Consider the following 14659-nt stretch of genomic DNA (forward strand, 5'->3'; position numbering starts at 1 on the left):
TTCATGCGCGAAGGTGAAAATTGGGGCTGCATGCGGCCCCGTTGTGTTACAGCGGCTGGGTTTGTGCTTCTACCACCGCCAGCGCCACCATATTAACGATGCGCCGCACGGAGGCGATGCGGGTGAGTACGTGCACGGGTTTGGTCATCCCCATCAGCACCGGCCCCACCGTCACGCCGTCAGCGTGCGAGACGCGCAGCAGGTTGTAGCTGATTCGTGCCGCCTCCACGTTGGGCATAATCAACAGGTTGGCGCTGCCTTTCAGCGGGCTGTCGGGCATGATCTCCCGACGAATGCTCTCTACCAGTGCCGCATCGCCGTGCATCTCGCCGTCAATTTCCAGCTCAGGTGCGCGCTGCTGCACCAGCGCCAGTACGTCACGCATTTTTCGAGCGCCAGGAGAATTTGAGGTGCCAAAGCTGGAGTGCGACAGCAGGGCAACCCGCGGTTCAATACCAAATCGCCGCACAGTTTCGGCCGCCATTAACGTGATGTCCGCTAACTGCTCGGGTGTGGGATCTTCATTTACGTAGGTATCCGCAATAAAGGTGTTGCCGTGCGGCAGCAGCAAGGCATTCATGGCCCCTGCCACTTTCACATCGGAACGCAGGCCCAGCACTTTCTCCACAATCTCGTAGTGCTCGTTGTAATCCCCGATGGTGCCGCAGATGAGCGCATCCGCTTCACCGCGATAGACCATGATGGCCCCAATGAGCGTCGGATTACCGATCACCGCGCGCTGTGCCTGCTCGGGCGTTACGCCGCGCCGCTTCATCATCTGGTAATACTCGTTCCAGTATGCTTTAAAACGGGGATCGGATTCGTTGTTGACGATTTCGAAATCCTTTCCGGCTTCGATCTTCAGCCCCTGCTTTTCAAGGCGCATCGCGATAACGTTCGGGCGGCCTATCAAAACAGGTTTTGCAAGCCCCAACGACACTAATTCCTGCGTCGCATGCAGCACCCGAACCTCTTCCCCCTCTGCCAGCACCACGCGCTTCGGCGCTTTGCGCGCCTGAGAGAAAATCGGTTTCATAAACAGATTGGTTTTATAGACGAATTCCGTGAGCTGTTCGCGATAGGCGTCGAAGTCGCTAATGGGCCGGGTCGCCACACCGGAATCCATCGCCGCCTTCGCCACCGCCGGGGCGATCTGCACAATTAACCGGGGATCGAAGGGTTTGGGGATCAGATATTCCGGGCCAAAGCTCAGGTCCTGATCGCTATAGGCCGAGGCCACCACATCGCTCTGCTCCGCCTGCGCCAGCTCGGCTATCGCGTGCACCGCCGCCAGCTTCATCTCTTCATTGATGGCCGTTGCGCCAACATCCAGCGCTCCCCGAAAGATAAACGGAAAGCACAGGACGTTATTCACCTGATTAGGATAGTCAGAACGGCCGGTGCAGATAATGGCGTCGGGCCGCACGGCCTTAGCGAGCGGCGGCAGAATTTCTGGCTGCGGATTCGCCAGCGCCAGAATCAGCGGATCGCTGGCCATGGTTTTGACCATGTCAGGCGTCAGGACGTCCGGGCCAGAGCAGCCCAGGAAAATGTCGGCGCCTTCAATAACCTCGGCCAGCGTACGTTTTCCCTGATCCTCAACCGCATATTCGGCCTTGGTCTCCGCCATATTGGGCTCGCGCCCACGGTAGATCAGCCCTTTTGAATCGCACACCTGAATATTGTGCTTCTGCAAACCCAACGCGACCAGCAGATTCATGCAGGCAATCGCCGAGGCGCCCGCGCCGGAGACCACCAGCCGCACGTCGGAAATCGCCTTCTTGATAATACGCAACCCGTTTAACACCGCCGCCGTGCAGATAATCGCCGTGCCGTGCTGATCGTCGTGGAACACCGGGATTTTCATGCGTTGCCGTAGCTGCTGCTCAATGTAGAAACACTCTGGCGCTTTGATATCTTCCAGGTTGATGCCGCCGAAGGTGGGTTCCAGCGCCGCGACAATCTCGATCAGCTTATCGGGATCGTGCTCATCGACCTCAATATCAAAGACGTCAATACCGGCAAACTTCTTGAATAAAACGCCCTTGCCTTCCATCACCGGCTTACCGGCCAGCGCACCAATGTTGCCCAGGCCCAGCACCGCCGTGCCGTTAGAAATGACCGCCACCAGATTACCGCGTGCGGTGTATTTATGGGCGGCCAGAGGATCGGCGGCAATTTCTAAGCAGGGTGCGGCGACGCCGGGTGAATAGGCCAGGGCCAGATCGCGCTGGGTGGCCAGCGGTTTAGTGGGCGAGACCTGAATCTTGCCGGGAGTGGGATACTGGTGAAAATCGAGCGCACTTTGCTTCAGTTGGTCATCCATTTGACATCCTTCTTCGCAAGGTAAGTGAACGCCCAGTATAGAAAGCAGACAACCACAAAGCGGTGAGGCGCTTCAAAGAACCTCATTTCTTAAGGCACAGATTGTTACAGTCTGGTCTGCGTCATTTGTCATGGCTGCTATTCTTAATAACCGGGCAGTCGTTATCCGCAGAAATGTCATCTCGGATGATTGCGCGCTACCCCCATCGCACAACATTCAGAGAAAACGCATTTTCACTGCACCCTGTCTGTTGCAAGGTGGTGAGTCGGCGTTACTGCGACCGGTAATGTCTGCACTGATTAGGGCACGAGGCCAGAGGTGTTCCCTTTCGTTACAACGTTTTTTTCAAGGAGTGTAGAAATGAACCAGCTTGAAGCCCTTAAACAGTTCACTACCGTGGTGGCTGACAGTGGCGATATCGAATCGATTCGAAATTATCACCCACAAGATGCGACCACCAACCCCTCGCTTATTCTGAAAGCATCTGCTCTCCAGCCTTACAAACACCTGATTGATGACGCCATCGACTATGCGAAAAAGCAGGGCGGCAGCAAAGAGACGCAGATCATCAACGCCAGCGACAAAGTGGCAATCAATCTCGGTATGGAAATCCTGAAAAGCATACCGGGCCGTGTTTCGACCGAAGTGGATGCGCGCCTCTCCTTCGATCGTGGCATGTGCGTCACGAAAGCGGAAAAGCTGGTTCGCATGTATGAAGAACACGGCATTGACCGCTCACGCATCCTGATCAAACTGGCTTCCACCTGGGAAGGCATTAAGGCGGCTGAAGAACTGGAAAAAAATGGTATCCAGTGCAACCTGACCTTGCTGTTCTCCTTCGCGCAGGCCCGTGCCTGTGCCGAAGCCGGTGTTTACCTGATTTCACCTTTTGTGGGCCGTATTTACGACTGGTACAACACCCGCAAACCGATGGACCCGTATCACGTGGATGAAGATCCCGGCGTGAAATCCGTACGCCGCATTTACGATTACTACAAGAAGCACCGCTATGACACCATCATCATGGGCGCCAGCTTCCGTAAAGTTGAGCAGGTGCTTGCCCTGGCCGGTTGTGACCGCCTGACGCTTTCGCCTAACCTGCTGGAAGAGTTGCAAAACAGTGAGGAGCCCGTAGAGCGCAAGCTCGAACCCTCAACCGAATGTTTCCACCAGCCTTCCCCGCTGTCCGAAGCCGAATTCCGTTGGGAACATAATCAGGACCCGATGGCGGTAGAGAAACTGGCTGACGGTATTCGTCAGTTCGCCGTTGACCAGCAAAAACTGGAAGATGTGCTGGCAGCGCGCCTGTAGTTTTCCCCCTCTTTTACCGGGCGGGAGCACTCCCGCCCTGATGCTTAACAAGGGAGACCCTTTATGTCCTCACGCAGAGAGTTGGCTAATGCGATTCGCGCATTAAGTATGGATGCGGTACAAAAAGCAAAATCAGGTCATCCTGGTGCGCCAATGGGCATGGCTGATATCGCCGAAGTCCTGTGGCGCGATTTCCTCCAGCACAACCCAACCAACCCCGCCTGGCTGGATCGTGACCGCTTTATCCTTTCAAATGGCCACGGCTCCATGCTGCTGTACAGCCTGTTGCACCTGACCGGATACGATCTGCCGATTGAAGAACTGAAAAACTTCCGCCAGCTCCACTCTAAAACGCCGGGCCACCCGGAAATTGGCTATACGCCAGGCGTGGAAACGACCACAGGTCCGTTGGGCCAGGGCCTGGCGAACGCCGTTGGTCTGGCGATTGCTGAGCGCACGCTGGCGGCCCAGTTTAACCGTCCCGATCACGATATCGTCGATCACTTCACCTATGTTTTCATGGGCGACGGTTGTCTGATGGAAGGCATTTCTCATGAAGTCTGCTCGCTGGCCGGTACGCTGGGACTGGGCAAACTGATTGGCTTCTACGATCACAACGGTATTTCTATTGATGGTGAAACCGAAGGCTGGTTTACCGACGATACGCACAAACGCTTTGAAGCCTATAACTGGCATGTGGTGGGTGAAATCGACGGTCATGACGCCGATGCGGTTAAAGCCGCGATTCAGGAAGCGCAGAGCGTCACCGACAAGCCGTCACTGATCATCTGCCGTACGGTCATTGGCTTCGGCTCACCGAATAAAGCCGGTAAAGAAGAAGCCCACGGCGCGGCGTTAGGCGAAGAAGAAGTGGCGCTGACCCGTAAGCAACTGGGCTGGAACTATCCGGCGTTTGAGATCCCCAAAGAGATTTACCAGCAGTGGGATGCCAAACAGGCCGGCGCTGAGCGCGAAAAAGCCTGGAACAACAAACTGGCGGCCTATAAGCAGGCTTATCCAGAGCTGGCGGCCGAGTACGAGCGCCGCATGAACGGCGGCATGCCGGCAAACTGGGAAGCGGAAACCGCGAAGTTTATTGCCGAGCTGCAGGCCAATCCGCAAAAAATTGCCAGCCGCAAGGCCTCGCAGAATGCCCTGGAAGCCTATGGCAAACTGCTGCCAGAGTTTCTGGGCGGTTCTGCCGACCTGGCACCGAGCAACCTCACCATCTGGTCTGGCTCAAAATCCATCAAAGACGATCCGGCCGGAAACTACATCCATTACGGCGTGCGTGAATTTGGCATGACGGCGATCGGTAACGGCATTGCCCACCACGGCGGCTTTGTGCCCTATACCGCCACCTTCCTGATGTTCGTTGAGTACGCCCGTAACGCGGCGCGCATGGCGGCACTCATGAAGGCCCGGCAGATCATGGTGTATACCCATGACTCCATTGGCCTGGGCGAGGACGGCCCAACCCACCAGCCGGTTGAGCAAATTGCCAGCCTGCGCGTGACGCCAAACATGAGCGTATGGCGCCCCTGTGACCAGGTGGAGACGGCAATAGCCTGGCAGGCAGCGATTGAGCGCCACCATGGCCCGACAGCGCTGATCCTGTCGCGTCAGAACCTGGCTCAGCCTGAGCGTACCGCAGAGCAGGTGGCTAACATCAAGCGCGGCGGTTATGTGCTGAAGGAGTGCGACGGCACGCCAGACATCATCCTGATTGCGACCGGCTCCGAGGTAGAAATAACCCTGGGTGCCGCGACGAAGCTGACAACTGGCGGTCACAAGGTGCGCGTGGTTTCACTGCCCTCCACTGACCTGTTTGACGCACAGGATGCCGCTTACCGTGAGTCGGTGCTGCCTTCTGCGGTTAAAGCGCGCGTGGCGGTAGAAGCAGGCATCGCCGACTACTGGTATAAATATGTTGGCCTGGACGGTGCCATTGTGGGCATGACGACCTTCGGCGAGTCGGCGCCGGCCGAGAAGCTGTTTGCTGAATTTGGCTTTACGGTGGAAAACATCGTCAGCCATGCAGAAGCACTGCTGAAACCCGCATAATCCACTTGCTGCTGAGCGACCTGCTGCTTTGCGTCAGGTCGCCTGGCCAACACGACGTGCCAGCCCTGCGCTGGCACGTCGCTTTTCTGAACGCCTGTTTTCGTCTCTCTCAGCCTCTCCCACTTTCTCAGCCCTACTCCCGGCAAGGGATGCAGGCTATCTCACGCCTGCACCGTTCGGGAGCCATGCTGCTTTGCGAGCGCTTCAGTCGGCGTAACAGGTTTACTTGAGAAAATGGCTCAGTAATAACAACGAGAGCGAAACGTTAATGGCCCCGCCGATGCGCGTGGCGATCTGCGCAAACGGCATCAGGCCCATGCGGTTACCGGCGGTAAGAATCGCCACATCGCCCGTACCGCCCTGCCCACTCTGGCAGCAGGAAACAATGGCAACATCGATGGGATGCATGCCAATCTTTTTCCCGACAAAGAAGCCCGTTGCGACCAGCGCACTGACCGTGCTGATAATCACCAGCAGGTTGGTGAGCGTAAACGCGGTAACCAGAATATGCCAGGGCGTGATCGCGACACCGACGGCAAACAGAACCGGATAGGTTACCGCCGTGCGGAAGAAGCGATAGACCACCTGAGAACCGGCCAGAATACGCGGAGAAACCCCATTCACCAGTTTTACCAGCACGGCCAGAAACAGCATCCCTACCGGCGCAGGCAGCCCTGTCAGCTTCTGCCCTAACATCCCTACCATATAGAGCAGCACCGCCAGCAGCGCCCCGGACGCAATCGCCGTCACGTCAACTTTACCGGAGAAAACGGACTGCAGCGGCTCGGGTTCAACATTGGTCACGTTTGGCATCAGCTGGCCTTCCCCGGTGAGGTGCGGATAACGTTTACCCAGTTGGTTCAGACAGCCGGAGATAATAATGGCGGTCACGCCGCCCAGCATAACCATGGGCAGGATGCGGCCCAGCGCCACGCCCTGATCCATATGGAGCAATGCCGCATAGCCGATGGAGAGCGGAATGGCACCTTCACCGACGCCTCCCGCCATAATGGGCAGAATGATGAAAAAGAAAATCTGGAAGGGTTCCAGCCCCAGCGCTAAACCCACGCCCATGCCGACGATCATCCCCACGATTTCACCACAGAGCATGGGGAAAAAGATGCGCAGAAAGCCCTGGATCAGCACCGTGCGGTTCATGCTCATGATGCTGCCGACAATGATGCAGCAAATGTAAAGATAGAGAATATTGGTCGATTTGTAGAATTGCGTCGTGGACGTTACCACGATATCGGGAAGCAAACCGTAGTACACCAGCGCAGAAGGAATGAAGGTGGCGCAGATAGCTGCTGCCCCTAAACGGCCCACCACGGGCAGGCGTTTGCCAAACTCTCCGCAGGCAAAGCCAAAAAAGGCCAGCGTGGCGACCATGACCACGATATCGCTTTTTAGCGTTCCACTCAGGCAGTCTACCGCAATGAGCGCACCGGCCAGCACAAACAGCGGCAGAGGAATAATCCCGACTTTCCAGTTATCCATAATATGCCACCACTGCTCTTTCAGGGTTTTCCTGCGCGGTGAACGGGTCAGCGTGTCAGACAGAAAAGAATTATCAGGTGAGCTCATTATTATCCTCTTTGCGTCATCGTTTTTTTTTCAGGATGCCGGGAAAAAAGGCGGAATTACGTGAAGAAGAAGGTATCTGGCATAAAGTTTTAATGGTGTTATTTCCAGAGCGTGATCCGCATCGTGATAATCGCCGTGGTGTTTATGGTTTTTATTCCCCGCTGCCGTTACTCAGCCTTTCAAGGGGCTTTTTTAGCGTAGGTAATCGATAAAAATCACTATTTATCAAACAATTAAACCGATGTAGTTGCTATTGTTAAAAAGATGATACATTGAAGTTATTATTCCAAAATACGTGTGACAGTCATGAAGTTGTCATTTCAAACGAAGCTGTTTCTTTCGCTCGTGGTTTTTTCGTCTGTCCTGTTCGTGTTACTGGGAAGCTATTATTACGTCAGCATCACCCGGCAGCTTTATCAGGCGATGAGCATGCGCGCGAAGGTTCAGGCAGACGAGATCGCGCTGATTCCGGAACTGAAAAAAGCGGTGGCGGATCGTGACATCACGACCATCAATGTGCTGATGAAGGCTATCGCTCGGAAAAGCGATGCCAGTTTTATTGTGATTGGCGATAACCAGGCCCTGCATCTTTTTCACTCGGTGACGGCGGACCGAATTGGCAAACCGCTGGTGGGCGGCGATAACGCAGCGGTGCTGGCAGGGAAAAGTATCACCACCATTCGGACAGGCGGCCTGGGAATGTCACTGCGAAGTAAGGCGCCTATTCTCAACGATCGCGGCCAGGTCGTCGGTATTGTTTCTGTTGGCTACCTCGCCCGCTATCTGGATGCCATCACCTTCAGCAACATGATCAACCTGTTGATCGTGGCGGCGCTGGTGCTTATTGCCCTGTTTATTTTCTCCTGGTTTTTTACCTGTAATATTAAAAAACAGATTTTCTCGCTGGAACCGCGCGAGATCGGCCTGATGGTCCGCCAGCAAAAAGCCATGATGGAATCGATCTATGAAGGCGTCATTGTTATCAATGAACAACTGCGGATCGAAGTGATTAATCAGGCTGCCCGCAAGCTGCTGGGACTGTCACAGTCCGCCGAGGCGCTGCGCGGCGAGTCTGTCAGCCAGATCGTCTCCCCGGTGCCCTTTTTATCGCAGCCCGTAATGCTGGAAAAAGATACCCACGATGAGATTTGCCAATTTAACTCGCTGACCGTCATCGCCAGCCGGGTGCGCATCATGCTGGAGGACGCGCTAATGGGATGGGTGATCACCTTTCGCGATTTTAACGACATCGATTCCCTCAGCGCCCAACTCAGCCAGGTGAAACGTTATGTCGATAACCTGCGCATCATGCGTCATGAACAGCTTAACCGCATGAACACGCTTTCCGGGCTGCTGCACATGGGGCGTTTTGACGAAGCGATTGGTTACATTGAAGCGCAGTCCGAGCACGAGCAGGAGTTGCTGGACTTTGTCTCGGCCCGATTCACTTCGCCTCTGCTGTGCGGCTTATTACTGGGCAAAGCCGCTCGCGCCAGAGAAAAAGGCGTCATTCTCCACTTTGATCCCGCGTGCCTGATGGATAAGCCGTTTCCCGCGCTTTCCGATGCCGAACTGATTTCGGTGATTGGCAACCTGCTGGACAACGCCATTGAAGCCACCCAGCGCGCCCCGTTGCCTCATGAACCTGTTGAAGTACTGATTAAACTCAGTACCCGTGAGCTGATCATCGAAGTGGCGGATCGCGGCGTGGGCATTACGCCGGCAATCCGCGAGCGCATGTTTGAACGTGGCATGACCACCAAAACCCGAGGCGATCACGGCATCGGGTTGTATTTAACCGAAAGCTATATTACCCGTGCAGGGGGAACCATTGAGGTCAGCGACAACGTGCCCCGTGGCGCGGTGTTCTCGCTGTTTATCCCCTGTGCGCAAACCAACAGCTGTCCCGTAACGGAAACGGAGAACGTCCGCGATGCAACATGATCCTGTTACCGTCCTGATTGTTGAAGATGAGCCTGAACTGGCTCAGCTTCATGCAGAACTGATTGGTAAGCACCCTGAGCTCAGGCTGGTCGGCATAGCCAGCTCCCTGGCAGAAGCCAGACAGCAGCTTGAACTGACCGCGCCACAGTTGGTGCTGCTGGATAACTACCTGCCTGATGGCAAAGGCATCACCCTGATTGGCGATCCGTTGCTGGCCAACGCGAACTGCTCCATTATTTTTATTACGGCGGCCAGTGATATGGATACCTGCAGCCAGGCCATTCGCAACGGTGCCTTTGATTACGTGCTTAAACCGGTATCCTGGAAACGCCTTAACCGCTCGCTTGCCAACTTCATCGCCTTTGCAGACCAACAGCGCACATGGAAAATTGTCGATCAGAAAAATGTCGATGTGCTGTATCAGTTGCAGGCGAAGAACTACCCGCACGATAACGGCAGCAAAGGCATTGAGGAAAATACCCTGGCCCGGGTTCAGACACTGTTTACGCCCGCCACAACGCGCGTTTTTTCGGTCGATGAGGTGATGACAGAAACCGGGCTGAGTAAAACGACCGCCCGCCGCTACCTGGAGCACTGCGTGGAAACCGGCTTTCTGACGGTCGAAATGCTGTATGGCAAGGTGGGCCATCCCCGGCGCATGTACAAACGCACCTGACCGAACGGGTGTCCCGTGCTCGCCCTGCGCCGGTTCAGTCAGGTGGCTTTCAGGGGCAAAATGCGGCGCCAATCCCATGACGTCACCGGTACGTCTGGCCCGCATGCTGTAATCCGAAACAAAAAAAACTGTCCTTTGCTCTTCCCGTCATCCGCAAACTGATTACTATAGGTTTTCACCCGATTCCTATAGCGAAGCCCTCTCCGTTGAAAATGCGCACTCCTTACGTACTGGCTCTACTGGTTTCTTTGCTTCCCCTTAAAAGCATGGCGCAGGTTGCGCCCGATCCGTTGCTGGCATCCCAAATTGTTGACCGCTATGCGGAGCATATCTTCTATGCCAGCGGTGCGACAGGCATGGCGCTGGTCGCAATAGATGGTAATCAGCGGGTTTTCGCCAGCTTTGGTGACACGCGGCCAGGAAACAATATTCGTCCCCAAAAGGATTCGTTAATTCGTATTGCCTCACTCAGCAAGCTGATGACCAGTGAAGTCATGGTGAAGATGGCCGAGCGCGGGGAGATTCGCCTTGACGATCCGCTCAGTAAATATGCACCGCCCGGAAAGCGGGTGCCCAGTTTTGATGGTCAGCCCATTCGGCTGATTAACCTGTCTACCCATACCAGCGGTCTGCCGCGAGAGCAGCCCGGCGGCAAACCCCATCGTCCGGTGTTTGTCTGGCCGACACAGAGTGAACGCTGGCGTTGGTTAAACACGGCCAGCCTGAAAGCCGCCCCCGGCACCAATGCGGCCTATTCCAATCTCGGTTATGACCTGCTGGGCGATGCGCTGTCGCGCGCGGCCGGTAAGCCTTATCCTGCCCTGCTGCAGCAGTTAATTACCCGTCCACTGGGGATGAAAGACACCACCTTTACGCCGTCACCTGAGCAGTGCGCACGCCTGATGGTGGCGGAAAAAGGCGCCAGCCCCTGTAATAACACGCTGGCGGCCATCGGCAGCGGTGGCGTATATTCGACGCCTGATGATATGGGCCGCTGGATGCAGCAGTTCCTCAACTCCTCGGTAAATCACCGTACGCCACAGATCGACCGCCTGCAGACGCTGATCTACCGTCGCGACCAGTTGCATAAAGTTGACGGCATGGACGTGCCGGGCAAAGCCGACGCGCTGGGAATGGGGTGGGTTTATATGGGGCCGGCCAACGGTCGCCCTGGCATTATCCAGAAAACCGGCGGCGGCGGCGGCTTCATCACCTATATGGCGATGGTTCCCCAGCAAAACGTCGGGGTTTTTGTGGTCGTTACCCGCTCGCCTCTGACGCGCTTTACGCCGATGAGTGACGGCGTAAACAACCTGCTCGCTGAGCTGGTAGGCAATCAGAACGGCTCGCCGATGATGGTCCAGGCGATTCCTTAACCGCTCACCGCTGATGAGGCTGACTGGCTCACCCAAAGCGTGGGCCAGTCGTCACTGCTGTGCCAGGCATCGCAGGTTGACTCCTCGGCATACTCGGCTAAAACAAAATGCTCGCCGTCAAACTGCCAGCGGGTCGCGGTACCACAGTCGCCAAGTCCGCGTCCTTTGCCAAAGGTATAGAGCTGCCCGCTTGCCGCATCATAATCTGCGTTAATCAGCTCCAGCTGGCGCTCTGATGCGCCCGGCGGGGTAAAAGGCAAGGTCAGCGTAATCCCACGCGCCACATAGGGCGGCGCACGCGTTACTTCAAAAGCCAGATCGATCACGTTATATGCGCCCATTTCACAGCTGACCAGCAGCAGCGCTTTTTTGTCTGTCAGCGGCGAGACGCTGACTTCGCGGCGCAGGGGATCAAGGGAACAGGTATCCGAATTTACCCGCCACGTTCCGTAGTCGATCAGCCCGCTGGTCTCGTCACGCGTCAGTGGCGCAGGCGCAGCCATCGCCGGCGGCAGTTGCGGTACGGCCGGTGCGGCCGGGACGCCGGTTCTTCCTCCGCGCCTGACCCAGGCACTCATGCTATTCACCCGGCCCTGCACATCGTCCATAAATAACAACGCGGCTTTCATACCGCGCAACGAAATCTGCGGACCGGCATTGAACGTCAGCTGCAGGCTTTTCGCATCCATGGTCAGTTCAAGAAATTCGTTAATGGCGATAGGATTGCTGGTAGCAAGATGGTGTGGCTCAACCGTCCAGTGCTTGAAGTCAGGCCGCAGCCGACGTTGATCGACTAAAAGATTATCTTGCAGCGCCGGGCCGGGCAGCGCGCCGCTGTATGCACTGCCGTAATCGATGCGCAGTAACGGTTTGTCATCGGATCCCGCACTGCGGGAAAGCGTCATAACCAGGCCCTGGTCGCCAGGTATGCTGCGCGCAACGCAATGCGCCGCATTATTGCAGGTGAGTTGCCAGTCAGAAAACAGCTTCTGTACCGGATCAGCCTGAGCAGCGGCAACCATAAAAACAGACAACGCAAACAGCGATTTCATCCCATACCACATTAAGAAAATCGAACCCCAACTTCTTTGAGTGGAAGATGATAGCGCAATAGCGCACGTCACGAGGGCCGCATTCTGTGAAGTGCTCAGCAAGCGCAGCTAACCGACTAAAAAACATCCGCTTTACAACAAAAGAAAGGCGGTGATCTCTGCAGAATAGTCATCATGCTGTTTCACTCTGTTGCGCTCAATCGGATTCGTCGGACATTCCCGCCAGTCGAATCGGTCAAATACACATAAACGGTCAAAAACAGGCATGTTATAGTCGCCACAGGTGCAGGCATAAAAGCCTGTCAGGCCTGTTTCTTACGGTTAATTAACCCTAATTTAGTGATATCAGTCACGTCTTTAATATACCTATTACATAGTTTTTCATAAAAAACCCAACAAATATCTCTTTACGCACGCTGTGAGAAGAGTGACCTGCGTAGCCACGCTCAGGCCACATTTTTGCCGCGTGCCTTCCAGTACTTTATAACCCTCGGAGGCCAGCATGTTGCCGATTGAACGCCAGCAGAGAATTATTGATGAATTAATGCGTAATGGACGCGTGATTGTCGCTGAACTGACCGCCTTATGTCAGGTTTCGCAGGAAACGATTCGTCGGGATTTAGCCCAACTGGAAAAGAAAGGCATACTCCAGCGAAGCCATGGCGGCGCTGTTCCGGTTAAACAATATAATGCAGCCATTCAGATAAATAACCGGGCCATTAATGAGTATGAATTATCTTTCCGGCAGCGAATTAATGAACATGTCGATGCCAAAATGACCATTGCTAAGCGGGCGCTGGGGTTTATTAGCCCAGGCGATTGTTTATTACTCGATAGTAGTACCACGTGTTTTTATCTGGCCCGACAGTTACCGGATATTGAATTAACTGTATTAACTAATTCTTTACGCATTGTGCAGACCCTGGCGGCGCGCAGCAGTATTCGCACGATCTGCCTGGGTGGCGAATATTCCGATCGCTATGAAGATTTTCACGGCATCGTAACTGAACAACCGTTAAAAGAGTTTCAAATAAATAAAATCTTTTTTTCCTGTAGCAGTTTGGGCAACGACGGTTATTTACGCGAGGGGAATGAACATAATGCACATTTAAAACAACAACTCATTCTGGCAGCTGAACGCAAACATTTATTAATGGATAGCTCTAAGTTTCTTCGGCCCTCATTCGCGCGTGTTTGTCATTATCGCGATGTGGATTTTCTTATTACCGACCAGTTAAAAGATAAAGAGCTGGAACAGGAACTGGCGTGGAACGGGGTAAATATTATCGACTGTTCACAACGGCCTCAGTCCGTGCAGCTTATTAATCAATAAATGGAGTCACTATGAAAAAACAGCTTATCGCCTGCTCCCTGATCGCATTATTCGCATTCCAGGCTCAGGCAGCAGAAAAAATACGTATGGGCATCGTGGTGAAAATTGGCGGTATTCCATGGTTCAACGCGATGGAAGCCGGGATTAAAAGTGAAGCGGCGAAAAGCGGCATAGATGCATGGATGGTCGGACCCACCGCAGCCGATCCCGCCTTGCAGGTTCGCGCTATTGAGGATTTGATTGCGCAGAAAGTCGATATCATTGGCGTGGTTCCCAACGATCCTAAAGTCCTGGAGCCCGTCTTACAGCGGGCGCGCGATGCGGGCATCAAAGTGATTACCCATGAATCACCGGGTCAGAAATTCGCCAACTGGGACTTTGAGTTAGTGGATGCAGCCACCCACGGCATCAACCATATGAAAGCGCTGGCAGCCTGTATGCACGATGAAGGGCAATACGCCATGTACGTTGGCAGCCTGACGGTGCCGCTCCACCAGCAGTGGACCGACGCTGCGCTGGCGTATCAAAAACAGCATTATCCCAAAATGCAGTTGGTCACCGACAAATTTGGCGTAGGCGAATCGCTGGATGATTCTATCCGTACCACCAACGAGCTGATGTCTAAATATCCCAATCTGAAAGGGATTTTAGCCTTTGGCTCACAGGGCCCTATCGGCGCAGGCCGGGCCGTAATGAACCGCAATAAGGTTAACCAGGTGTGCGTCATCGGAGCCTTCAGTCCGGGCCAGGGCGCGCAGCTCGTCAACCGGGGCGCGATCAAAGGCGGCTATATCTGGAATCCCCATACGGCCGGTGAAGTGTTTGTCCGTCTTGCCGAGATGATGGAGAAAAACACGCCCATTAAAGATGGCATGACCATTGAGGGATTAGGCAAGGTCCGGGTCGATGACACGACGCACACCCTTCTGGGCAATAACACCGAAAGCCTGGATAAAGCCAACCTGCCGAAACTGATTAAGCTGGGGCTGTAGA

11 protein-coding genes are annotated in these 14659 nt (G+C 54.8%); 8 read left to right on the forward strand and 3 right to left on the reverse strand.

The window, feature by feature from the left end:
* Window positions 1-46: 46 nt before the first annotated feature.
* Window positions 47-2326 (reverse strand): NADP-dependent oxaloacetate-decarboxylating malate dehydrogenase, encoded by a 2280-nt coding sequence (maeB, locus tag DFO57_RS18495; protein WP_019106052.1) that lies wholly within the window; start codon window positions 2324-2326, stop codon window positions 47-49.
* 360 nt (window positions 2327-2686) lie between these two features.
* Here maeB and tal point away from each other — a divergent pair, with 360 nt between their 5' ends.
* Window positions 2687-3637, forward strand: coding sequence for a transaldolase (gene tal, locus DFO57_RS18500; protein ID WP_014594257.1), 951 nt, complete (start codon window positions 2687-2689; stop codon window positions 3635-3637).
* Window positions 3638-3700: 63 nt separating this feature from the next.
* The gene (gene tkt / locus DFO57_RS18505) at window positions 3701-5701 is read left to right on the forward strand and encodes a transketolase (protein WP_019106053.1); all 2001 of its coding nucleotides are present in this window, start codon (window positions 3701-3703) and stop codon (window positions 5699-5701) included.
* A gap of 222 nt (window positions 5702-5923) precedes the next feature.
* Here the strand turns inward: tkt and DFO57_RS18510 are convergent, their stop codons facing one another.
* Complete coding sequence (locus DFO57_RS18510; RefSeq protein ID WP_014594259.1) at window positions 5924-7285, reverse strand: 2-hydroxycarboxylate transporter family protein; 1362 nt, start codon at window positions 7283-7285, stop codon at window positions 5924-5926.
* On the opposite strand from DFO57_RS18510, the gene DFO57_RS18515 reads away from it, so the two are divergent.
* From DFO57_RS18515 to ampH, 4 genes are all read left to right on the forward strand, one after another.
* Window positions 7276-7497 carry a hypothetical protein gene (locus tag DFO57_RS18515; RefSeq protein WP_146206691.1) on the forward strand — a complete coding sequence of 74 codons (222 nt, stop codon included), beginning with the start codon at window positions 7276-7278 and terminating at the stop codon, window positions 7495-7497. The genes DFO57_RS18510 and DFO57_RS18515 overlap by 10 nt on opposite strands.
* 94 nt (window positions 7498-7591) lie before the next feature.
* On the forward strand, window positions 7592-9229 hold the full coding sequence (locus tag DFO57_RS18520; protein ID WP_015699773.1) for a sensor histidine kinase: 1638 nt from the start codon (window positions 7592-7594) through the stop codon (window positions 9227-9229).
* Window positions 9219-9905, forward strand: a complete 687-nt coding sequence (locus DFO57_RS18525) for a response regulator (protein WP_110015579.1) — start codon at window positions 9219-9221, stop codon at window positions 9903-9905. Before DFO57_RS18520 ends, DFO57_RS18525 begins: the two co-directional genes overlap by 11 nt.
* A 212-nt stretch (window positions 9906-10117) precedes the next feature.
* Window positions 10118-11281 (forward strand): D-alanyl-D-alanine-carboxypeptidase/endopeptidase AmpH, encoded by a 1164-nt coding sequence (gene ampH / locus DFO57_RS18530; protein ID WP_014594262.1) that lies wholly within the window; start codon window positions 10118-10120, stop codon window positions 11279-11281.
* On the opposite strand, the gene DFO57_RS18535 is transcribed toward ampH, so the two are convergent.
* Window positions 11278-12345 (reverse strand): DUF1176 domain-containing protein, encoded by a 1068-nt coding sequence (locus tag DFO57_RS18535; protein ID WP_014605307.1) that lies wholly within the window; start codon window positions 12343-12345, stop codon window positions 11278-11280. The genes ampH and DFO57_RS18535 overlap by 4 nt on opposite strands.
* Before the next feature lie 490 nt (window positions 12346-12835).
* Here DFO57_RS18535 and DFO57_RS18540 point away from each other — a divergent pair, with 490 nt between their 5' ends.
* A complete protein-coding gene (locus DFO57_RS18540) occupies window positions 12836-13666 on the forward strand; it encodes a DeoR/GlpR family DNA-binding transcription regulator (protein WP_013026662.1) in 831 nt (276 codons plus the stop codon).
* A gap of 11 nt (window positions 13667-13677) precedes the next feature.
* The gene (locus tag DFO57_RS18545; protein WP_019106056.1) at window positions 13678-14658 is read left to right on the forward strand and encodes a substrate-binding domain-containing protein; all 981 of its coding nucleotides are present in this window, start codon (window positions 13678-13680) and stop codon (window positions 14656-14658) included.
* Window position 14659 lies beyond the last annotated feature (1 nt).

It is taken from the genome of Pantoea sp. AG702 (assembly GCF_003182295.1).
GTDB classification, from domain to species: domain Bacteria; phylum Pseudomonadota; class Gammaproteobacteria; order Enterobacterales; family Enterobacteriaceae; genus Pantoea; species Pantoea ananatis.

Excerpts from the sequence above, each read along its gene's own strand:
- maeB (WP_019106052.1), bottom strand. The coding sequence starts at position 2,326 with ATGGATGACCAACTGAAGCAAAGTGCGCTCGATTTTCACCAGTATCCC.
- tal (WP_014594257.1), top strand. The coding sequence starts at position 2,687 with ATGAACCAGCTTGAAGCCCTTAAACAGTTCACTACCGTGGTGGCTGAC.
- tkt (WP_019106053.1), top strand. The coding sequence starts at position 3,701 with ATGTCCTCACGCAGAGAGTTGGCTAATGCGATTCGCGCATTAAGTATG.
- DFO57_RS18510 (WP_014594259.1), bottom strand. The coding sequence starts at position 7,285 with ATGAGCTCACCTGATAATTCTTTTCTGTCTGACACGCTGACCCGTTCA.
- DFO57_RS18520 (WP_015699773.1), top strand. The coding sequence starts at position 7,592 with ATGAAGTTGTCATTTCAAACGAAGCTGTTTCTTTCGCTCGTGGTTTTT.
- DFO57_RS18525 (WP_110015579.1), top strand. The coding sequence starts at position 9,219 with ATGCAACATGATCCTGTTACCGTCCTGATTGTTGAAGATGAGCCTGAA.
- ampH (WP_014594262.1), top strand. The coding sequence starts at position 10,118 with ATGCGCACTCCTTACGTACTGGCTCTACTGGTTTCTTTGCTTCCCCTT.
- DFO57_RS18535 (WP_014605307.1), bottom strand. The coding sequence starts at position 12,345 with ATGTGGTATGGGATGAAATCGCTGTTTGCGTTGTCTGTTTTTATGGTT.
- DFO57_RS18540 (WP_013026662.1), top strand. The coding sequence starts at position 12,836 with ATGTTGCCGATTGAACGCCAGCAGAGAATTATTGATGAATTAATGCGT.
- DFO57_RS18545 (WP_019106056.1), top strand. The coding sequence starts at position 13,678 with ATGAAAAAACAGCTTATCGCCTGCTCCCTGATCGCATTATTCGCATTC.